We start from the raw sequence: 21,792 nt of genomic DNA on the forward strand, positions 1-21,792 counted from the left end.
ACACCATGGTCTACGAGAAACTGCGGCTTTTTTCAGGCACTTCCAATCCACCGCTTGCGCATTCAATCTGTGAGCATATTGGTAAGCCACAAGGTGAGATTTACACCCAGCGCTTTTCAGATGGTGAGATATTCATCCAGGTTAAAGAGACCATTCGCGGCCTTGATGCATTCTTTATTCAGAGCACATCCTCCCCTGCCAACGATAATCTGATGGAGCTGCTGATCTTTATCGATGCAGCCAAGCGTGCCTCCACGCGCAATATCTGCGCTGTTATCCCCTACTTCGGCTATGCACGCCAGGACCGAAAAAGTGCCGGGCGAACCCCTATCTCAGCCAAACTCGTTGCAGACCTTATCTCCCGTGCCGGTGCAACACGCGTTTTGACGCTCGATCTTCACGCTACCCAGATTCAGGGTTTTTTTGATATTCCTGTGGACAACATCTTTGCCATTCCGCTGTTTGCCAAGGATATCGAAGAGAAAAATGCGCTCATGGACGATGTCATGATTGTATCTCCCGATGTGGGAGGCGTAGTTCGTGCCCGTGCACTGGCAGCTCGCCTGCATGTGGATATGGCGATTGTTGATAAACGTCGCCCTGCTCCGAATGTTGCCAAGGTGATGAATATCATCGGTGATGTAGAAGGAAAACACTGCATCCTGATTGATGATATGGTTGATACAGCCGGCACATTGTGTGGCGCCGCCGAAGCACTGATTGAGAAGGGTGCAACCAAGGTCAGCGCCTATGCATCGCATGGCGTTCTCTCCGGCCCCGCTGCAGATCGCCTTGTGGAATCGAACCTGCACGAACTGGTGATTACCGACAGTATCCTGCAACCACAGAGGATCCTGGATACCAACAAGGTTCGCACCATCTCCATCGCTCCCCTGATGGGTGAGGCAATCACACGTATTTACGATGCCCGTTCAATCAGCAGCCTCTACGAGGACAGCTGATTCAGACAGTACGCCTGCACCATTTAGCCTCACCACTGAAACTGAGGAATAACAGGTGAAGGCTATTTGCATTAACTCTGAAGTGGTGATGCACCATTATGCCGGGCTCAACAGCATCGGCAGCATCAATGCCGACCTGAAGAACGGTTTTCTCCGCGCCCCCTACTCTGAGGCTGAAAGCGAGGCTATTGCCTATATCGAACAGGCCGCGATTGACGGTGGCCTTCTTTGCCGCCGGGATCTGGCCGGTAACCTGATCGCCGAAACACCGGGCACCTTTTCAGAGTGGGTGGAGACCGGATCTCACATCGACACCGTCCCCGGTGGTGGTAATTTTGACGGCGCGGCAGGGGTTATTTCCGGACTTGAAGCGCTGCTGGCCATTCACCACTCCGGCACTGCGCTGAAGCGGGGCCTGCGCCTGCGCGTCTGGCGCGGTGAAGAGTCTGCCACGTATGGAGTCACCTCTATCGGCTCAAAAGCCGCCTTCGGAGCGCTCAATCCAGCCGCATTGCAACAGACCTATGAGGGGCAATCGCTGGCTGAAGCTATGCGCGAACAGGGCGTCGATCCTGAAACTGTCCGTTCAGGCCTCGCAGCCATGCCTGATGCTGAACGCGATGGCATAACCGCCTTTCTCGAGCTGCATATCGAACAGGGCAAAGTACTGGAAACCGCCGACACAGATATTGGTATCGTCTCCGCCATCCGCGGCTCAAAACGGAGCTGGATTACAGTGAGTGGCACCTTTGACCACTCCGGTGCCACCCCTATGGGTGTTGAATTCCGCCAGGATGCCAACCTGGCGATGGCATATATGCTCGTAGAGCTCGATCAACTGCTCCACAAGGCCAATGCCGAGGGTGTTGATCTAGTGCAGACCTCAGGCCTCATCAACCCGTCTGCGAAGGAGAACAGTCCTGTCCCCCTCCTCGACAACGCCGTCACCAAGGTAAGTGGTGCTGCCCACTTCTCATTTGAGGTGCGCGGCTGCAGTGCGCCGAAGGTGGATCGCTACTGCGACCAGGCTTTTGAAGTAATCCGCGAAACAGCCGCACGCTTTGGTGTCAGCGTGGAGATCGACACCTTCTCCGATCAGGCTGGCATTGAGGAACTCGATTCTGAAATCCAGCGGCTTCTGGACACCGGCTGTACAAAGCTGGGACTCAGTCACCTCTCCCTACCCAGCGGCGCGTGGCATGATGCAGGCACGGTAGCTGAGCAGCTAAAAAGCAATGGCTCACCCATCCCCGTCGGCATGATCTTCATCCCCTGCAGAAGGGGCATCAGCCATTCGCCCGATGAACTGAGTTCACCCGAACAGATTACAAAAGGAGCATCCCTGCTCGCTACTGCAATGGCAGAGATAGCATCCAACTACAGGTGGTGGTGGTTCTACTCCCCGCCGAAGTGATCCCTGTAATCCTGGATCGCCGCCTCTATCACCACTTTGGCATGCTCATAGCCATAAGGGTTGCCGATTGAAACCTGGTGTTCTTTTCCCGGCACATATTTATAGGTCAGAAAATAGTGCATCAGCCGGTCAATCAGCGCCGGCGGCAACTCAGAAAGGTCATCTATCTTTGCCCATAATGGATCATCCTCAATCACGGCGATAATTTTATCATCCGCCTCACCGTTATCACACATCGGCAAACCGCCAACCACACGCGCGTTGAGAATAATCTCGGTTTTGGAGATCGGACGCTCGGTAATCACACAGATATCTAGGGGATCGCCATCACCGCAGCTGGCCTGTTCCATAAGTTTGCCGACACGATCACCACAGTAGGTGCGGGGCACAAATCCGTAGAGGGTCGGGTGCTGTGACGATGACCTGACTGAGCGATCCACACGCAGGTAACCGGTCGCCTTATCCACCTCATACTTCACCATATCAAACGGGCAGATCTCAATAAAAGCATGTACCCGCCTTGGCGGCTCAGGGCCTACTTCAAGACCGTGCCATGGATGTGGCCGCCAGCGGAAAAACGGTGATGGAAAATCGCTCATAATTTTACCTGCCCATTCATCAATTTTTCCTGACACTACATGAGCAACGGCATGATTCCAGCCTTCACTCCGATGCTTTTACTCTAGCTTTAATGCGATAAAAAATAGTCGTCCGCCGTTTCCTGCGTGCTGTCCATTGCCTGCTGTAGCCGTGCCAGGGCTTCTTCGTCATTGGCATCAGCAGCAATAAATTGGGGTTCGCCGTATACGAACACCCCACGGGTAAACGGTTTTGGAATATAGAAGTGATCCCATGACGAGGTGATGCGCCACTGACGTTTCGTAGCCCATATCACGGGTCGGATCGGAAGCCCCGTCTTTTTAGCAAGTTGCACGGTGCCAAGCTGAACCTTTTCGCGCGGCCCCTTCGGTCCATCCGGCGTGATGCCGAAATCGCAGTTCTCTTTTCTAAATGTACGTACCATCTGGAGTAGTGCTCGGCCCCCACCACGGGTGGATGAGCCACGCACGGTTCTGAACCCCTGCAGGTGCAGGGTGTCGGCAATAAAACCACCGTCGCGGTGTTCAGAGATCAGCATATATCCCCGACAGCCTTTCAGCCCAACCCCCATCATCAGGATGCGCGCATGCCAGAAGGCGAAGATATGCCGTTCAGGATCAGCCGGGTTATAGGACCAGCCGACATGCTTCCAACGAATCGTATTTGACAGGAAAGCGATGATCACTTTGATCAGTCGCGGCACCAGCCACGTTATCAGTCGCTCTTTCATCCGCTTTTGCAGCCTCCTAAAGCCTCGGCTTCACTCTCTCAGCCCCAAACTTATCACCAATTCCATGCAGGGGTAGATACTTTTCCCAATGAGAAAGCTCCACTAGCAATCATGTAGATCCGTGGCAGACGATAAGACATGCTGGCCGTGAAAATAAAAAAAGGCCCGGCTTATTACGCCAGGCCTTGATTACTTTCGCTGTTATCTGTGATCGAATTAATGTGCGCTATCAACAGCGGCTGCGGCAGCGTCTACTGCATCGGAAGCCACTTCAGCGGTAGCATCTGCTGCGTCGGAAGCCACTTCAGCGGTGGCATCTACTGCATCGGAAGCTGCCTCAACGGTAGCATCTGCTGCATCGGAAACTGCCTCAACGGTAGCATCTGCTGCATCGGAAACAGCCTCACCAACTGCATCTACTGCATCGGAAACTACGGCTGGAACGGTAGTCTCTGCAGGTTTTTCGCTTGAGCAGGCCGCCAGAGAAAGCGCAAGTGCAGCAGCGATAGCTATGATTATAGTGTTCAACTTCATCGGATTTTTCCTCGTCGATAGGGTGTACTACACCTTTAAAAAAATTACCCCTTCAGGGTCCGTTTATACAATATTGAAGCGCATCGCATTGTCAATCAACTGAATGATCAATGCATATAGTTATGTGTCAAATGCATCCATAAACAGGTCTACTATTACCATTCAGTCCCTTGGTACGTCCCTATATAAAGGTCTGGAGCAATGAAGGTGCATATGCCGAGTATGAGCCACTCTAGATCCCTTGCAGGACTCGAAACGAGATGAATTACTAACGACTGGATTTGATCCCAAACAATGTTAAAGACCGAGATATAGCTCGGAGACAATCAGCACAGAGGTTACTGCGGCCACGTAGGTGTAGAGAACCATGCGGCGGCCGAAGGGATTGAGCTTTGCCATCGGAGGAAACCTGTCTTTATAGAGTTCATACTCTTCTTCGGGCATGGAGACCATGATTAGTTCACATGCACAGAAACGGAGATAGACGTATAGCGCGAACGTGATATTCATGCAGAACAACAGCGCCAGAATCATTACCGTCTGGTAACTCATCCTGTACCCCTGCCTGCTTCACTGTGCAGTAACCCCTCTTCTGTCATGCACTCGACTCTCAACTGATCAAAGAAATCTGTACACCCCCACAAAAACGAGAAGACAGATTGGACTTTTATATTACGATGCATAGAGTGCGCGCCCGCGTTGAAAACCTGTATCAACGCCATCGTCACGGGACAACCCGACGATGTAGATTTCCGGAGGACATACAATGTCTGATTTTATTGTTGAAGCTGAGCTTCGTGAAGAAACTGGCCGTGGCGCCACACGCCGCCTGCGCCGCACAGGCAAAATGCCTGGCATTATTTATGGCGGTGGCAAACCTGATCTGGCAATCACCATGGATTACAACACTGTTTCCAAACTTCTGAACCAGGAAGCATTCCACGCGTCCATGTTTGAAGTAAAAGTAAAAGGCTCGCGCGGCAAGAACACTGTTCTGCTGAAAGATGCCCAGTATGACCCTCTGATGGACACTGCTACCCACCTTGATTTCATGCGTGTATCTGCTTCCGATAGCATCACCATGGAAGTTCCTGTGCTTGCCATCAACTTTGAGACATGCCCAGGCGTTGCTCAGGGTGGTATGGTCGCCCTCATTCGCCACGCGCTGGAAGTCACCTGCCGTGCGGACTCTATTCCAGAGCACATCGAAGTAGACTGTACCGGCCTTGAGATGAACTCCACCGTCCACATCGAAGATGTCACCCTGCCAGATGGAGTAGAAGTACTTCACGATGTAAACTTCACTATCCTGAACATCTCTCCACCTAAGGCCGGTGGTGGCGATGCTGATGAAGCAGAAACAGAAGAAGAAGTAACAGAAGTCGAGTAAACCTTAAGTGAAACTGCTTGTTGGCCTGGGTAATCCAGGCAGCAAATACGAGCAGACGCGCCATAACATCGGCTTTCGTTTTCTCGATCTGCTGGCGAAATCGGAGGGGCTGCGCTTTGACGCAGCCCCTCGCTTTCACGCCGAGACAACAATCTGGAACCGCTCACCCAGTCAGCGTGTTCTGCTGATCAAACCTCAGACATTCATGAACCACAGCGGCGAAGCCGTTGGTGCTCTGGCCCGCTATTACCAGGTGGATGATGAGGATATATTTGTCGTTTACGATGATCTTGACCTACCCAGCGGAAAATTGCGCATTAAGCAGGGTGGTGGCCACGGCGGCCACAACGGCCTGAAGTCGCTCAATGCGCATCTGGAAACGCCTGAATACACGCGCATCAAGATCGGTATCGGTCGTCCACCACACGGCGATGTGACTGCGTGGGTACTCGGCAAACCCGATGAGGGTGACCGTGCGGATGAAAACCGTATCTTTGCAGCCCTGCTCGAAGAGGTAGGGACACTGCTTGACGGCCATGCCGACAGAGCAGCCAACCGCATTCATCTTAATTCTCAATAACACCCACCTTCGCTTAGAAAGAGGTTTCAAACATGGCACTGAGTATCGGAATTGTAGGCCTTCCCAATGTAGGGAAATCCACCCTGTTTAACGCCCTGAACGGTGGTGGCGCGGAAGCAGCGAACTACCCCTTCTGCACCATTGATCCGAATATCGGCATTGTACCAGTACCGGATAAACGTATTGACGCACTCTCTGCCATTGTTAATCCCCAGGCCATCCAGCATGCCATCGTTGAGTTTGTAGATATTGCAGGGCTTGTGGCAGGTGCGGCTAGCGGTGAAGGGCTCGGCAATAAATTTCTGGCCAACATCCGTGAATGCGCTGCCATTGCCCATGTTGTGCGCTGCTTTGATGATGAAAATGTCACACACGTTGCCGGCAAAATTGATCCGCTATCCGATATCGAAATCATCGACACCGAGTTGATGCTCAAGGATATGGACGGTGTGCAGAAAGGTTTAATTCGCATTGAGAAGCTGGCCCGAACCGGTGATAAGGATGCCAAGATTCAAGTTGAAGTGTTCAAGAAGGTGAATCAGGGACTGGAAGACGGTATTCCTGTGCGTCGCCAGGGCTTAACGTCTGATGAGTTGGCCATGGTCAAGGAGCTCTGCCTGCTGACCGCCAAGCCGGTTCTCTATGTGACCAATGTTGATGATGCATCCCTGCCCGACGGCAATGCATATGTTGAGAAGGTTCGCGAGTTTGCAGCTCAGGAGGGCGCTGGCGTTGCCGTTGTTTCTGCCCAGATCGAAGCTGAACTTGTCGAGATGGATGAGGAGTCACGAACTGAGTTCCTGACTGATCTTGGCCTCTCCGAGCCGGGTCTGAATACCGTGATCCGTGAGGCATACTCACTGCTTGACCTGATCTCCTATTTCACTGCCGGAGTTAAAGAGGTTCGTGCATGGACGATTCATCGCGGCGATACAGCACCAAAGGCAGCCGCAGTGATCCATAATGACTTTGAAAAAGGTTTTATCCGTGCGGAGACCATCGCATACGAAGATTTCGTCTCCTTGGGTGGAGAAGCAAAATGCAAAGAAGCGGGCAAGATGCGTCTGGAAGGCAAGGAGTACGTGGTCAAAGACGGCGATGTGATGCACTTCAGGTTTAATGTATAAAGAAAAAGTTACTGGAGAAAACCAGTCAAACACCTACACTAGCGAAAACAGATCAAGGGGAGAAAATTGTGGATATTACAAAAATTCCTGTAGGGGCTGATGCGCCCAATGATATCAATGTCGTGATCGAAGTACCGCAGCACGCCGATCCGATCAAGTACGAACTGGACAAAACCTCCGGTGCAGTTTTTGTGGACCGTTTTATGCACACCGCCATGCACTATCCGTGCAACTACGGCTTTGTGCCGAATACACTCTCTGATGATGGTGACCCGGTAGATGTGCTTGTCGTAAGTCAGTACCCGCTGATTCCAGGCTGTGTTATCCCCTGCCGTCCGGTTGGCGTTTTGCAGATGGAAGATGAAGCGGGCATGGATGCCAAGATTCTGGCTGTACCTGCTTCAAGGCTTAAACCTTACTACTGCGATGTGAAGGGCCCTGAAGATCTTCCTGCATTCCTTATCGACCAGATCAAACACTTCTTCGAGCACTACAAGGATCTCGAGAAGAACAAGTGGGTGAAAGTGACCGGTTGGGGTGATGCAGAAGAGGCCAAAAAAGAGATCATGGATTCAGCAGCGCGTTATCAGGCTGAAGCTTGACGACTCCGCTTTAAAACCTCATAAAGGTGGTTGAGCAATCAACCACCTTTTTTTATGGCTATTTTTTGTGCCGACTTGGGGAGGATATGTGATCACAAATATGATTCCGGTCATCTTGGGTATTCTGGGCCTGGCATGCGCCTGGTACATCTATCAAACCATAAAAAAATACCCTACTGGCAAAGGTAAAGTCACTGAAATCGCTGCAGCCATCCACCTTGGCGCCATGGTATTCATGCGTCGTGAATATACGATCCTCGCCCTCTTTGTAGCTATCGTTGCATTTGCCCTCGGCGTAAGTCTTGGCCTTAACACCACAATCTCATTTCTGGTCGGCGCCGTCTGCTCTGCCATGGCCGGTTACTTCGGCATGTTTGCTGCCACCAAAGCCAACGTAAGAACTGCGATAGCAGCTCAGAACGAAGGTGCATCTGCAGCTTTGACCATCGCTTTTTTCGGAGGCTCGGTCATGGGGCTGACTGTTGCAGCACTTGGCCTGCTGGGCCTAGGTACCCTCTACCTCTTTTTTGGCGGCGATCCGGAAACCGCCCACGCTATCCACGGCTTTGGCATGGGAGCCTCTTCGGTAGCCCTGTTCTCACGTGTTGGTGGCGGAATCTTTACCAAGAGTGCCGATGTAGGGGCCGATCTGGTTGGCAAAATTGAGGCGGGTATCCCAGAGGATGATCCACGCAACCCGGGTGTGATTGCCGATAATGTCGGTGACAATGTCGGTGATGTGGCAGGCATGGGATCTGATATCTTTGAATCCTACTGTGGCGCAATCATTGCAACGATCGCCATGGCATCAACACTTGCAGCAGATATCCTTGACCCGCTAGGAGCGCAGCAATCACTGATGTTCCTGCCGCTGGCGCTGGCCTCAACCGGCCTGGTCTGCTCCATTATCGGCATAGGGCTGGTTAAGATGCTCTCAGGCCGTCAGGCAGAGGCGGCACTGCGTACAGGTACCATCGGTGCTTCACTGCTGTTTATCGTCGCGGCCTATTTCGTTATTCAGCTTAGTGACATCTCAACCCATGTCTGGGGTGCAGTGCTAAGCGGCGCCATCGGCGGCATCATTATCGGACTTATTACAGAGTACTATACCGGCGACCAGCCTGTACGTGATATTGCCAAAGCAGGTGAAACAGGCCCTGCTACTGTGATCATTTCAGGACTCGCGATCGGCATGCAGTCGGTTATCATTCCCGTTCTCACCATTGCCGCCATCATCTTTATCTCCACCAAGCTGTGCGGGCTCTATGGGGTTGGCATTGCTGCGGTTGGAATGCTGGCTACCGTCGGCATGACCATGGCGATTGATGCCTATGGTCCAGTTGCGGATAATGCCGGCGGCATTGCCGAAATGGCCGGGCTGGGCAAGGAAACACGCACCATTACCGACAAGCTCGATGAGTTGGGTAACACCACTGCCGCAATCGGCAAAGGCTTTGCCATAGGTGCGGCCGCACTCGCTGCACTGGCCATCATCACCGCCTATGTGCAGACCGTTTCTGCCAATGTCCCCAACTTCAGCCTGGAACTGTCCCACCCCATCGTGCTTGTCGGCATGTTTATCGGTGCCCTCTTCCCCTTCTGGGTTGCATCACTGACCATGACGGCAGTTGGTGACGCTGCATTTGAGATGATCAAAGAGATTCGGCGCCAGTTCAAAGAGATCCCCGGCCTGATGGAAGGGACGGCCGAACCGGACCACGCCCGCTGCATCAGTATCGCCACCAACGCTGCCCTGAAAAAGATGGTTCTGCCCGGTATTCTGGCTGTTGCGGCACCTGTGCTTGTCGGTTTCGGTTTGGGTCCTGAAGCGCTTGGCGGCATGCTCGGCGGTGCGCTGGTCTGCTGTGTTCTGCTGGCGCTTACCATGGCCAATGCAGGCGGTGCATGGGACAATGCCAAGAAGTATGTTGAGAAAGGCAATCTGGGTGGTAAAGGCTCGGATGTGCATAAGGCGACGGTTGTCGGTGATACCGTGGGTGACCCATTCAAGGATACCTCCGGCCCATCAATGAATATCCTGATTAATGTGATGGCTATCGTTTCTCTGGTGATCGCCCCTCTGCTAGGATAGCCCCATACGGGCCTCTAACCAGGCCATAAAATATTAGGAGTTTATCATGAGTGATGATCTGAAAGAAAATGTCATGGATACTAATATCTGGATACGGCTGGTATTCATGCTGCTGTTCGCAGTTATTTTCGCCGCTACGCGCGTGATTCTGGTGGCTGTCATTGCCATTCAGTTTCTCTGGGTGCTTTTCACCAGTAATAAAAATGAGCAACTGCTCTCATTCGGCAGTCAACTGGCTACCTTTCTCTACCAGATCTACCGTTACCTGAGCTTCAATACCGAGAAACGCCCGTTTCCATTCGATGAGTTCCCATCCTCCGCTGCACTGCTTGATGATGCCGTAGCTGAAGATGAGGCTCCTGCCCCGGAAGAAACTTCGGTTCAGCCGACTGAAAAGGTCGAGCCTGAAGTGGCCGCAGAATCTCCAGCATCTCAATCTGAAGAGAGGAAGGAGCCCGAGATCGCCATGCCTGCGGAAGATGCGCCAGAAGCTGATGAGCCTGTTGATACGGCTTCAGAAAGCGGCATCGAAAGCGAAGTGAAAAAGGACTAAAATCTCCTTCGCTTAAAATAACAAGGGCGGCCCGGTTTCGGTGCCGCCCTTTTTTATATCTTCTTTCGGCCAAATAGCGGACATTCTGAATAACCAGCACTTAATGGCTAATTTATTTGTTAAATTGGAGTTTTAGTTATTTTATTCTTAACCACTGCATTGCCTCATCCTTTGAGTTAAATGCTTCGAGTTTTCTTGAAGTGCCAGGAGTCATCAATTTTGCTGACTTGTAAAATTCTGTTAATTCTCTTTGCTTGCCTTCCAATACCACCCAAGCCAACTTTGACTTAATATCAATAGTACGCAGTTGAGAGGCATTCTTTGCTACCTCAATCAGATATGAAAAATTAAACTCACTCCAATCAGCTTGTGTGACATCAAACAACTCATTGAAACCATAATATTTATCATGGCTCCATATCTCTTTCACATATTCAACAAAATCATCCTGTTTCATTATCCCTACACATGTGGAATAAATAATTCGCTCTTTCAGGTCTACAGAATTTCGTATTGGCATGATGAATACTTTATCGGAAATAAAACTGATTGCATGAATGTCTTCTTTTGCCGGAAACGATCATCCGCCCAGTTCACGGGTGGCTGACTCTATGTCCCGCTCCAGCCTTTTAAGCAGTTCAGTTCGGTGGACGGAATTAACCTCCTCCGCAGTGATATAGGGCAGGAAACGGAATGTGATCGTGCCGGGTTTCTTAATAAAACCGCGTTTTGGCCACAACGCACCGGCATTGTGTGCCATAGGCAGGATGCCGGACTCCGCCTTGTGGGCGAGGATCACGCCGCCGGGCTGGTATTTACCCGTACTGCCGGCTTCCGAACGCGTCCCTTCGGGGAAAATAACCACCCAGCGCCCCTTCTCCAGCATATCCCTGCCATCGTGAATCACCTGTTTAATCGCTTCACGCGGGGATCCGCGACGGATGCCGATAGTCCCCATCAGTGCCAGCGCCCAGCCGAAGAAGGGAATGTTGAACAGTTCACGCTTCAGGATCCAGGTATAGGGTGGCACAAGAATCGGCATCGCCACGGTTTCCGCAGCCGACTGATGTTTGGCCATCACCACGCAAGGCTCATCGGGCATAAACTCTTTACCCTCGATTATAATGCGAATGCCGCAAAGCAGCCTTAGCAGCAGGAATATGGTGTTCGACCACATTTTTGCCCACAGCCATGATGCTGAAAAGCCAAACGGACGAAACAGGATAACCAGCAGCGAGAAGAGCGGCGTAAGAATCATAAAACAGGCGTTAAACAGGGCTGATCGTATGGCCAGCATCACTATTCTCCCATGATGAAATCAACTGCAGCTGCAAGATCGGCAAAGGCCATGATATCCGGCATCAGAAGACGTGATTTCTGCAGAATCGCATCACTATCACCATAACCACTCTGCACCAACATCGCTGGCACACCGGCTGCAGATGCAGCCTCCACATCGCGAATGGAGTCACCGATAAACAGCGCCTGTTCAGGCGAGTCGGAAAGCTCCAGGGCAACAAGCGAATCATGCACCATACCAGGCAACGGTTTCCGGCAGAGGCAGGCATCCTCAGGCCCATGCGGACAGTAAGCGACATGCGTAATGAAACCGCCGGCCTGCTCAATAGCTAGCATCATCTTGGCATGGATCGCACTGAAGGTCTCCTGCCCCATCATGCCGCGCCCAAGCGCTGACTGATTACTGACAATGGTTACGCTGATGCCTGTCTGCGTTAACCGGGCAATAGCTTCAAGGCTACCGGGAATCGGAATCCACTGCTCAGGCGTAAGGATATAGTCGGGTGAATCGAAATTGATAACACCATCACGATCCAGAAGTACGGCTTTGGGTATAAAAAACACAGGCTGATTCGACATGGATGAACCATACGCAGCATGCATTACAATGAAAAGATGGAGCAGAATAAAATCTACGGGAGCGCTGGTATCTCAGCGCACCCTCACTCGATCAGCTTACGGATGGAGTGACTGAGGCCGTCAATATTAAAAGGCTTACTCAACAACATGCTCCTGTCAGAACCCTCGCTGTCGGCAGCAAGGGTCTGATGCCTGTCGTAACCGGTAATAAAGATGACCGGGATACCCCCGCGCAATTTGCGCACCTCTTCAGCCAGTTCGACCCCGCCCATCTTCGGCATCACGATATCGGTGATAAGTATCGATATCTCGTCCACATTCTCGCTGAACACCTGCAGCGCCTCTTGCCCATCAGCCGCCTCTAGCACCCTGTAACCAAGATTTTTCAACAACTCAGATGTTGTTTCTCGCAACATTTCTTCGTCATCAACGAGGAGAACTGTTTCATTTTGACCAATGGCGATATTACTGCTGTGCTCAGCAATATCTTCGGTAGCCTCAGTCACCAGCGGCAGATAAATCCTGAACTCGGTTCCAGAGTCCTTGCCACTTTCCAACTCAATGACACCGCCGTGCCTTTTGACAGCCCCGAACACCATGGCAAGCCCAAGTCCTGTCCCCTTGCCAACCCCTTTGGTGGTAAAGAATGGTTCAAATACCTTATCCTGGTTAGCTTCTGAGATACCGCAACCGTTATCAGCGATGGTTAATAGCGCCATGGTATCACTGGATATTTCAGGATGGTCACGCCTGAATTGTTCATTCAAAACAAACAGGCTGAGTTGAACCGTGATCTTCGGCTCAGCAACGCCCGAGAGTGCATCGCGTGCGTTGTTGAGTAGGTTCATCACCAACTGCTGAATCTGTGTGCTCTCCCCTTGGATATGAAGTTCATCGTCACAAAGGTCGGGGACAATCTCGATATTTTCCGGGATTGCACTTCTGGAAAGCTTAAGCGCCTCTTTCAGGTAAGGTTTAAGTGGCAAGTTAGTCATTGAGACTGAGTCCCTACGGGCAAAGGTGAGAAGCTGTTTCACCATCTCGGCCGCCGAGAGACTGATCTTCTCAATATTCTCAATTTTACTGAACACCTTATCTGGCTCATTCTTTGTCAATTTCATCTTGGCCAGATAGAGGTTCCCCTCGATAGCCGCCAGCATATTATTGAAATCGTGGGCAATGCCGCCAACCAGTGTACCAATCGATTCCATCTTTTGAGCCTGCAGGAACTGCTCCTCCATCCTTTTGTATTCAGTCATATCCTGCTGGAGGGATACGTAATGGGTGATTTCTCCGAGCTCGTCATGGATAGGAGAGATGGTCATCATGGCCGGGTAGTAACTACCATCCTTGCGCCGGTCGATGAGCGCTCCACTCCATACCTCGCCTCTGCTGATTGTACTCCAGAGATTCTCGTAATGTTTCGGGTCCTGCGCCTCGCTTTTAAGGATTGAGGGGTTTTTGCCGACCACCTCCTCCAGCGAATATCCTGTGTTTGTGCAGAAGGCCGGATTCACATACTCAATCACTGCATTGCAATCGGTGATCATAATAGCCTCACCCGCCTCCTCGACTGCCTTGGAAACCTTGCGCAACAGCTCCTGTGATTTCAGCTGCTCGGAGATATCACGAAAGATGATCGTCATTTCAACTGAATCTCCGAGTTTCTGGCTGGAAATTGATCCATCAATGGGGAATTCCTCACCATTTTTGCGCAGTCCAGTCAGTCCTCGACAAGACTTAATCATATGATCGGCTGAATTGCTCTGGAATCCTTCAACATGCTTATGGTGTCCAACCCGGAAGCGCTCCGGCAACAACAGCTCGAGCCGCTGCCCGATAACCTCTTGTTGAGAGTAACCAAAGGTCCTCTCAGCCGAGCTGTTGAAGAGCACAATCTTCTGATCACTGTTGATCGTAACAATGGCATCTTCGGCCTGGTCGATAATGCCGGAGAAGCGCGCATGACTCTCCTCAATCCCTTTCTGCACGCGTTTGAACTCAGTGATATCGTGCACGGTGCCAATGGATCGCAATGGCTTACCGTCTTCGCCATAATAGGTATTACAGCGTTCGCGCACCCACTTGATCGAGCCATCAGGCAGCAGCAGGCGGTGTTCTATATCGTAATTGGTTCTGTTTTCAACAGAGATCAGATACGAGCTGTTTACATACTCCAGGTCATCAGGATGTACTGTTTCCAGAAATGTGTCATAGGTATTAACACTGCCGGGTTCCACGCCGAATATGCGATGATTCTCATCCGACCACGTCAGTTCACTGGTGATAAGGTCAAGTTCCCAGTGGCCCAGGTGAGCCAACATCTGAACCTCGTCATATTTCGCCTGAGTATCCATAAGCCGCGCTTCCGATTGCTTCAAAACAACTCGAGCCTGCTCACTCTCCTGCCAGCGCCGCCAGGAGAGCCAGGATGCACCGATTGATAGAGATAGTATGGCCATCAGCAGCTCATCAAGCTGGAATTGCTCGAAGGCGTGAAGGTAGGTGTGAATGACCTCGAAGAGATCTAAATAGATGCCCGCCAGCCATACAGTAGCGATTGCAACAGCGACAGCGAGAAAATCGCTGCGATAGGCGCTATCCGTTATTCTATCCACACCGTCTCCCTGTCAAACCCTGCATACCCTCTCCAACTTCTGTCATTCCACTGTTGCAACGTATCGCCCAAGCAATAAAGAGGCCAGTGGTTTGCACCGCGGCCAAATTCGTCCTGCTGCGCGGAGGCATAAAAAAGGACACCCTTCAAAAAGTCGACATTTCTATAAGATTATTCTTGTTCGAGGCAAAGAAAAAGGCACCCCTGAACAGGGGCGCCCTTCTATCTCATCAACCCAATGAATCAGTGGCCATGCTTCTTAGAGTCACCATCGTCGTGCTTCTTAGAATCGTCATTATCGTGTTTTTTAGAGTCATCATCGTCATGTTTTTTCTTTTCGTGGTCATTTTTATCATGCTGTGATGATTTATGGTTACTCTCATGCTTGTCGGAACTGGCCATTGCCGGAGTCATGCTAAAGCCAAATAAAAAAGCCAGCGCCATCAGTTTAATCAGAAGGTTACGAAACATATTTATTCCCCTTATTTAAGTAATACGCTTGTTGCGCAGCTGAGACATTATCTTCATTACGGCAACAGGGCAGGTGAAATAATTGCCCCCTGGTCAATCGACCTGCGGATACAAGCCTGTAGATCAAATATTTAGCCTGCATACAATCGAAAACCATTAGATGGATATCCGATAAAAGGGCGCTCTATCAAGAACGCCCTTTTATATGCCTGATGCTACTGCTCTCTAAGGTTGTTTCTGCGAGGCATGCCAGCGTTCGACATCCAGTGCCGCTTTACACCCTTCGCCGGCACTGGTGACTGCCTGACGGTAAACCGGATCAGCCACATCACCTGCGGCAAATACGCCCTCGACCGAAGTGGCTGTACTCTTGCCCTTGGTAATCAGGTAACCGGTTTCATCCATCTCCAGTTGGCCGCCCAGGAAGCCGGTGTTCGGCTTGTGGCCAATAGCGATAAATACACCATGCACATCCAATTCGCGTGTAGAGCCATCAATAGTGGATTTCAAACGGATACCGGTCACGCCCATGTCATCACCGAGGATCTCGTCAGTAGTGCTGCACCAGGCCACATCAATGTTTTCAGTCGCCAGAAGCTTGTCCTGCATGATCTTCTCGGCACGCAGCTCATCGCGGCGGTGGATCAGGGTCACCTTGTTGCAGAGGTTGGCCAGATAGAGTGCCTCTTCCACGGCAGTATCACCACCGCCGACCACCGCCACATCCTTGCCGCGATAGAAGAAACCATCACAGGTTGCACAGGCGGAAACACCACGCCCTGAGAATGCCTCTTCACTTGGCAGACCCAGATATTGGGCGGAAGCACCTGTGGCGATAATCAGTGCATCACAGGTGTAGCTGCCATCGTCACCGAAGAGTTTGAACGGGCGGGAAGAGAGATCGGTCTCGTTGATATGGTCCCATATGATTTCGGTGCCGAAGCGCTCGGCCTGAGCTTTGAAATCTTCCATCATCTCAGGACCCTGCACACCATCCTTATAGCCCGGATAGTTATCAACATCGGTCGTGGTCGTCAGCTGGCCACCAGCCTGCTGACCCTGAATCACAACCGGATTGAGGTTGGCGCGGGCTGCATAAATCGCGGCGCTGTAACCGGCAGGTCCGGAACCGAGAATAATGAGAGGGTGATGAACAGCTTCAGACATTGAGAACTCCATAAGAAAAAAGTGATAGTAAACCTAGCGCCACGCCTTTGAATGGCAATCAGATGAGGAACAGTGTCGCCAGGCCAAGAAACGAGAAGAAACCGACCACATCAGTGACCGTAGTCAGAATCGTTCCGGATGCCAAAGCAGGGTCGATATTCAGCCGCTTCAGGGTTAGTGGAATCATGGCTCCGGCAAGGGCAGCCGCAAACAGGTTAAGCAGCATCGCTGCGGCAATAATCCAGCCCAACCGAATGCCCAGTTCAGGGAACCAGAATGATGCAATAGTACCAATCACCACTGCAAAACTGACCCCGGAAACCAAACCAACCGACACCTCCTTGATAAGCGTGCGGCGGGCATTGTCAAAGGTAACCCTGCCAAGTGCAATGCCGCGCACAATCACCGTCAGTGTCTGAGTACCTGCAATACCACCCATACTGGCGACAATCGGCATCAAAACCGCCAACGCCACCACCTGAGCAATCGTCGCCTCAAACTGGGCAATCACAACCGAAGCGGCAATGGCCGTTAGCAGATTCACAGCCAGCCATACGCCACGTCTGCGTGCAGTAACACCGACCGGTTCTGCCAGGTCGTCATCATCCGACAAAGCAGCCAGTCGGTACATATCCTCGGTTGCCTCTTCCTGAATCACATCGATCACGTCATCGGCGGTGATGCGCCCGATCAGTACGCCCTGCTCATCAACAACCGGCAGTGCCAACACATCGTACTTTTCAAAGATATGCGCAACATCCTCCTGATCCTGCCCGGCAAGAGCACGCGGAAAATCGGCTTTTGCAAGCTGGCTAACAACCACATCAGCCTCGGAAAACAGCAACGCATGCAGGGAGATAACGCCAACCAGAAGATCATCACTATCAACAACATAAACATAGTTGAGGTTTTCGATCTCTTTGCCGAAACGACGCAGCACCTGCAGCACCTTCTCAACACTCCAATCCTGACGCACCTTGAAGAGCTCCGCCTGCATCATGCCACCGGCAGACTCCTCATCATGATAGAGCAGCGACTCAATCTCGCGGCGCTCTGCAGGCTCCAGCCGCTCAATCACCTCATCGGCAACGCCCTTGTCGACAGCCTGAAGAATGTCGGCCGCATCGTCGGAATCAAGGTGCTCTACAACATCCTCGACCTCGCTGGAATTAAAGTCAGCCAGCATATCTTCCTGCATGCCTTCCGGCAGTTCCAGCAGGGCATCACCGAGCAACTCATCGGGAATATATTCAATCAGAGTCTGGCGCTCACTGTCCTTGCGGCAGGAGAGCAGCAGTTCACCCAGCTCCGAGCCGTGCATCTCTGACAGCAGTTCTTCAAGGCGTGCCTCGTCCCATTTGGCGAGATGGAGGGCCTCTTTGCTGCTTAGCAGTGCCTGGCTGTCATCGTGATTATGCACTGCACCCTCCTTTTAAAATATCGAACGCTGCAACTCTACACGACAGGCCACGGGCATGAAATGGTCAACCACTCCGGGTTAAATCCACGCCGCAGCAGAGGTATATTCAGATGAACAGCAGCACAAATTTGAACAGATTATTCTTGATATCGTAACATCCGACAGATACCACGCTGGTCAAGTAAAGCCGCTCCGGAATCTTATTCGGACCAAGCAAGTAGCTGCCTGAAGCGCTTTCCGGCAGGATGCGGCGCCCGATGAAAACGACCAGTACAATAGAGAAGCCAGACAACCCCTCTCCGATGACAGGCCTTGCCTGGCAACTGGCCGGGCTTGCCCGCACCGACAGACTCTCCGTATGGATCTGTCCCGATCTGCGCAGCTACCGTCAACTGATCGAGGAGCTCGCTTTTTTCCTGCAGGAGGAACCGGATATTCTTTGGCGATTCCCTGCCTGGGAGGTGCTTCCATATGACCGCGTATCACCGCATCACGGTATTGTCGGTCAACGATTCGCAACCCTCGGCCGTCTGCTGAATACACCCGCGCCCAAAGGCCTACTCCTTACCGCTCTTCCAGCCTGGCTGCAGCGTATCGCACCACCTGAAACGGTGGCCTCGCATGTATGGCAGCTTGAGCGCAATGCCACATTTGATATCAGCACGCTTAAATCGCGCCTGAGCGAGGCGGGTATGATCGCTTCCGAGCGCGTGCTCGCACCGGGTGAATTTGCTGCCCGTGGCGGCCTGTTCGATGTCTGGCCTGCCACCGAAGTCACCCCGCTGCGCATCGATCTGTTTGGTGATGAAATTGAATCAATCCGCCGCTTTGACCCTGAAACCCAGCGTAGTGGCGAAGAGCTTGATCGCTTCACCTCGGTGCCTGTTCGCGAAGTAATCCTCGATAAAGCAGGTCAGGAGACTTTTGCATCCGCCTTCCGAGCACGGTTCCCGCAACTGCGCAAGCATCCGATGCTAGCTGCTGCCATGGCCGGCCGTCCGCATCCCGGCATCGAGGCGCTGCTGCCTCTGGCCTATCAAAACACGGCTCGCCTGCTTGATTACCTTCCTGAAGAGACGGCCATCTATTCACTAAAGGGGCTGGCAGAACAGCAGTCTGTTTTTTCCGGGCAGGTACGCGCCCAGTTTGAAATGGTGAAGGCAAGTTCCGAGCCCAGCATCAGCCCGCAGGAGCTCTTTGCCGTTGATACCCCGAGCCCCTGCCAGTCACTAAGCGCCACCCCTGTCGAGTCAGCACCATCAATCACCGATTTCGGCAGCAGAAAGCCGCTGCACGCGCTGCAGGAAGCACTCCAGCAGCGGCTAGATGCGGGCTGGAGCATCAGCCTGATCGCCCACGGTCTTGGCCAGCAGGAGCGCATGCTTGAGGCCTGTGGCGGACTCGCTGACTCAATTCCGGAACTGCACCCGCAGAACATCGGCAGCGGCCAGAAACTGAGCAGCTGTATCGGATATCTTGATGCCGGCTTTGCCCTTCCAGAAGAGAAGCTGCTGCTACTCACTGGACGCGAACTGCTTGGTCAGCGACTGCCGCGCAAACGCAGCAGTCGCGGCACCACTGTATTGCATGCCGATATCTTCAACAGCCTTGCTGAACTGAAGGTGGGTGATCCCGTTGTGCATGAGGACCACGGCGTCGGTCGCTACCACGGCCTTGAAACGATGGGCGATGAAGAAGATCTGGCTGACTTCATCAAGATCGAATATGCCTCCGGTGCCCATGTCTTCGTACCGGTTGAAGAGTTAAGCCGACTGCATCGCTATACGGGCGATGATTCACCAAAACTCAACACTCTAGGCTCCGAAAAGTGGAAGCGCACCCGAGAACGTGTACAGCGCGATCTTCTGGCCATGGCGCATGAACTGATAGAGGTAGAGGCTGAACGCACCGGCGTACAACGCCAGCCATGCAAGCTTGAAGGGGAGCTTTTTGATGCCTACGAGGAGTTCGTGGCCCGCTTCCCGTTTGAGGAGACCGATGATCAAGCTGATGCGATTGATGCAGTCCTGGCTGACCTGACACGCGATCAGCCAATGGACCGTGTGATCTGCGGTGATGTCGGCTTTGGTAAAACAGAAGTGGCGATGCGTGCGGCATTTGTTGTTGCCCAGTCTGGGCGTCAGGTGGCGATCCTCGCCCCAACCACTGTGCTGGCCAACCAGCACTTTGCCAGCTTCTCCGAACGTTTTTCCGGTACCGGACTGAAGGTTGAGATGATCTCCAGACTACAAGGGGTAAAAGAGACCGCACGTATCGGGCGCGAACTTGCCGGTGGTGAAATCCGCCTGCTAGTCGGTACCCATCGCCTGCTTTCCGAACAGTTTGAATTTGCTGATCTCGGCATGGTGATCGTCGATGAGGAGCAGCGCTTTGGCGTAAAACACAAGCAGAAACTCAAGGCCTTGAATGTCGGTGTTGATCTACTCACACTCACCGCCACCCCGATTCCACGTACCCTGCACCAGACCCTTTCAGGCTTAAGGTCTGTATCGATTATCAGCACTCCGCCTGCTGAGCGTGAGGCGATTCGCACCATGGTATCAAGCTTTGATACCCATATCGCCAATGAAGCGATCCGGCGTGAGCTCTATCGCGGCGGTCAGGTCTACTACCTGCACAACCATGTTAAAAGTATCGAGCGCATTGCAGCCCGACTGAGGGAGGATCTGCCTGAGGCGGAAATTGGTATTGCCCATGGGCAGATGAGTCCGGCCGAACTGGACCGGCAGATGGTGGCATTCTATGAGGGGCGCCTGCACATCCTTGTCTGTACCACCATTGTCGAGTCGGGGCTGGACGTGCCCAATGCCAATACGCTGATTATTGAACGCGCCGACCTTCTGGGGCTCTCGCAGCTGCACCAGATTCGAGGACGTGTTGGCCGCAGCCATCGTCAGGCCTACGCCTACCTCTTCACCCCCGATGCACGTGCCATGACTGCAGATGCACGTGAGCGACTGCAGGCGATTGCCGAACATAGTGAGCTTGGTGCCGGATTCCTGCTGGCCCGCCAGGACATGGAAATTCGTGGCGCGGGCAACCTGCTGGGAGCGGAGCAAAGCGGCAAGATTGAGGAGATCGGACTGGACATGTACATGGAGATGCTGACTGAAGCGGTCTCCGAAGCACGTGGCCAGCCCAAGAAGCCTGTGCAGCAGACCGATATGCACCTCGCCATCAATGCCATTCTGCCACCGAATTATGTGCCGCAACCGGGTGAGCGACTGAATCTCTATCGGCGCATCTATCGTGCCAGTGATGACAGTCAGGTTACGCTGCTGTTTGAGGAGATGACCGATCGCTTCGGGCGCATGCCGGATGAGGCGAAATACTGCCTCGAATCGGCCCGTATCCGCTGGCGTGCCCAGGCTCTGGCACTGGCATCGGTTCGTGTCTCGACTCAGGGTGTACGCCTGAATTTCACCGCCGATTCTCCGATTGAACCGGTCAATCTACTGATGCGCGTACAGCGTGAACCGAACCGCTTCAGGCTTACGCCGGACGGCAACCTCACCCTGTTGCAAAGCGAAACCGATAGTCGCGAACGACTGAAAGGCTGCATTGCCTTTCTTGACTCGCTGTTGGATAGTTCTTCACTGTAAGCCCAGAGCTTTCACACCTTAGGAGCCGTAAT

The 21,792-nt window shown here is 52.5% G+C and carries 20 protein-coding genes; 9 read left to right on the forward strand and 11 right to left on the reverse strand.

Features of this window, described 5'->3' with window-relative positions:
• The first annotated feature begins 5 nt into the window (after positions 1–5).
• Both Ga0123461_RS09530 and Ga0123461_RS09535 read left to right on the forward strand, forming a co-directional pair.
• Positions 6–962, forward strand: coding sequence for a ribose-phosphate pyrophosphokinase (locus tag Ga0123461_RS09530; protein ID WP_100278122.1), 957 nt, complete (start codon positions 6–8; stop codon positions 960–962).
• Between the two features lie 55 nt (positions 963–1,017).
• Complete coding sequence (locus tag Ga0123461_RS09535) at positions 1,018–2,376, forward strand: hydantoinase/carbamoylase family amidase (protein ID WP_232710122.1); 1,359 nt, start codon at positions 1,018–1,020, stop codon at positions 2,374–2,376.
• On the opposite strand, the gene Ga0123461_RS09540 is transcribed toward Ga0123461_RS09535, so the two are convergent.
• The 4 genes from Ga0123461_RS09540 to Ga0123461_RS09555 all read right to left on the reverse strand — a co-directional run bounded on the left by Ga0123461_RS09540 (position 2,358) and on the right by Ga0123461_RS09555 (position 4,792).
• Positions 2,358–2,975, reverse strand: coding sequence for an inorganic pyrophosphatase (locus tag Ga0123461_RS09540; protein WP_100278775.1), 618 nt, complete (start codon positions 2,973–2,975; stop codon positions 2,358–2,360). The two genes, Ga0123461_RS09535 and Ga0123461_RS09540, sit on opposite strands and share 19 nt — an antisense overlap.
• 89 nt (positions 2,976–3,064) lie before the next feature.
• On the reverse strand, positions 3,065–3,706 hold the full coding sequence (locus Ga0123461_RS09545) for a lysophospholipid acyltransferase family protein (protein WP_100278123.1): 642 nt from the start codon (positions 3,704–3,706) through the stop codon (positions 3,065–3,067).
• Positions 3,707–3,922: 216 nt separating this feature from the next.
• Positions 3,923–4,240: a hypothetical protein gene (locus tag Ga0123461_RS09550; RefSeq protein ID WP_100278124.1), complete on the reverse strand. Its 318-nt coding sequence runs from the start codon at positions 4,238–4,240 to the stop codon at positions 3,923–3,925.
• Positions 4,241–4,537: 297 nt separating this feature from the next.
• On the reverse strand, positions 4,538–4,792 hold the full coding sequence (locus Ga0123461_RS09555; RefSeq protein ID WP_100278125.1) for a hypothetical protein: 255 nt from the start codon (positions 4,790–4,792) through the stop codon (positions 4,538–4,540).
• Positions 4,793–5,006: 214 nt separating this feature from the next.
• On the opposite strand from Ga0123461_RS09555, the gene Ga0123461_RS09560 reads away from it, so the two are divergent.
• From Ga0123461_RS09560 to Ga0123461_RS09585, 6 genes are all read left to right on the forward strand, one after another.
• On the forward strand, positions 5,007–5,630 hold the full coding sequence (locus Ga0123461_RS09560) for a 50S ribosomal protein L25/general stress protein Ctc (protein ID WP_100278126.1): 624 nt from the start codon (positions 5,007–5,009) through the stop codon (positions 5,628–5,630).
• 7 nt (positions 5,631–5,637) lie between these two features.
• Positions 5,638–6,210 carry an aminoacyl-tRNA hydrolase gene (gene pth, locus Ga0123461_RS09565; protein WP_232710124.1) on the forward strand — a complete coding sequence of 191 codons (573 nt, stop codon included), beginning with the start codon at positions 5,638–5,640 and terminating at the stop codon, positions 6,208–6,210.
• A 32-nt stretch (positions 6,211–6,242) separates the two neighbouring features.
• Positions 6,243–7,337, forward strand: a complete 1,095-nt coding sequence (gene ychF / locus Ga0123461_RS09570; RefSeq protein WP_100278127.1) for a redox-regulated ATPase YchF — start codon at positions 6,243–6,245, stop codon at positions 7,335–7,337.
• A gap of 68 nt (positions 7,338–7,405) precedes the next feature.
• The gene (gene ppa / locus Ga0123461_RS09575; RefSeq protein WP_100278128.1) at positions 7,406–7,939 is read left to right on the forward strand and encodes an inorganic diphosphatase; all 534 of its coding nucleotides are present in this window, start codon (positions 7,406–7,408) and stop codon (positions 7,937–7,939) included.
• A 100-nt stretch (positions 7,940–8,039) separates the two neighbouring features.
• A complete protein-coding gene (locus Ga0123461_RS09580; protein ID WP_100278777.1) occupies positions 8,040–10,031 on the forward strand; it encodes a sodium-translocating pyrophosphatase in 1,992 nt (663 codons plus the stop codon).
• Between the two features lie 46 nt (positions 10,032–10,077).
• Positions 10,078–10,584: a DUF4389 domain-containing protein gene (locus tag Ga0123461_RS09585; protein WP_100278129.1), complete on the forward strand. Its 507-nt coding sequence runs from the start codon at positions 10,078–10,080 to the stop codon at positions 10,582–10,584.
• Between the two features lie 136 nt (positions 10,585–10,720).
• Here Ga0123461_RS09585 and Ga0123461_RS09590 read toward each other — a convergent pair whose 3' ends face one another.
• The 7 genes from Ga0123461_RS09590 to mgtE form a co-directional block, all read right to left on the reverse strand.
• The gene (locus Ga0123461_RS09590; RefSeq protein ID WP_100278130.1) at positions 10,721–11,041 is read right to left on the reverse strand and encodes a hypothetical protein; all 321 of its coding nucleotides are present in this window, start codon (positions 11,039–11,041) and stop codon (positions 10,721–10,723) included.
• A 123-nt stretch (positions 11,042–11,164) separates the two neighbouring features.
• Positions 11,165–11,881 (reverse strand): lysophospholipid acyltransferase family protein, encoded by a 717-nt coding sequence (locus Ga0123461_RS09595; protein WP_100278131.1) that lies wholly within the window; start codon positions 11,879–11,881, stop codon positions 11,165–11,167.
• A gap of 2 nt (positions 11,882–11,883) precedes the next feature.
• Positions 11,884–12,462, reverse strand: coding sequence for a D-glycero-alpha-D-manno-heptose-1,7-bisphosphate 7-phosphatase (locus tag Ga0123461_RS09600; protein WP_232710126.1), 579 nt, complete (start codon positions 12,460–12,462; stop codon positions 11,884–11,886).
• An 83-nt stretch (positions 12,463–12,545) separates the two neighbouring features.
• Positions 12,546–15,080 (reverse strand): hybrid sensor histidine kinase/response regulator, encoded by a 2,535-nt coding sequence (locus Ga0123461_RS09605; RefSeq protein ID WP_100278132.1) that lies wholly within the window; start codon positions 15,078–15,080, stop codon positions 12,546–12,548.
• A gap of 242 nt (positions 15,081–15,322) precedes the next feature.
• Entirely contained in the window at positions 15,323–15,550 is a 228-nt protein-coding gene (locus Ga0123461_RS09610; RefSeq protein WP_100278133.1) for a hypothetical protein, read from the reverse strand.
• Between the two features lie 225 nt (positions 15,551–15,775).
• Positions 15,776–16,717, reverse strand: a complete 942-nt coding sequence (gene trxB / locus Ga0123461_RS09615; RefSeq protein WP_100278134.1) for a thioredoxin-disulfide reductase — start codon at positions 16,715–16,717, stop codon at positions 15,776–15,778.
• Positions 16,718–16,775: 58 nt separating this feature from the next.
• The gene (gene mgtE / locus Ga0123461_RS09620) at positions 16,776–18,137 is read right to left on the reverse strand and encodes a magnesium transporter (RefSeq protein WP_100278135.1); all 1,362 of its coding nucleotides are present in this window, start codon (positions 18,135–18,137) and stop codon (positions 16,776–16,778) included.
• 257 nt (positions 18,138–18,394) lie between these two features.
• Here mgtE and mfd point away from each other — a divergent pair, with 257 nt between their 5' ends.
• Entirely contained in the window at positions 18,395–21,760 is a 3,366-nt protein-coding gene (gene mfd / locus Ga0123461_RS09625; protein ID WP_100278136.1) for a transcription-repair coupling factor, read from the forward strand.
• The last annotated feature ends 32 nt before the right edge of the window (positions 21,761–21,792 follow it).

Source organism: Mariprofundus aestuarium, assembly GCF_002795805.1.
GTDB classification, from domain to species: Bacteria; Pseudomonadota; Zetaproteobacteria; order Mariprofundales; family Mariprofundaceae; genus Mariprofundus; species Mariprofundus aestuarium.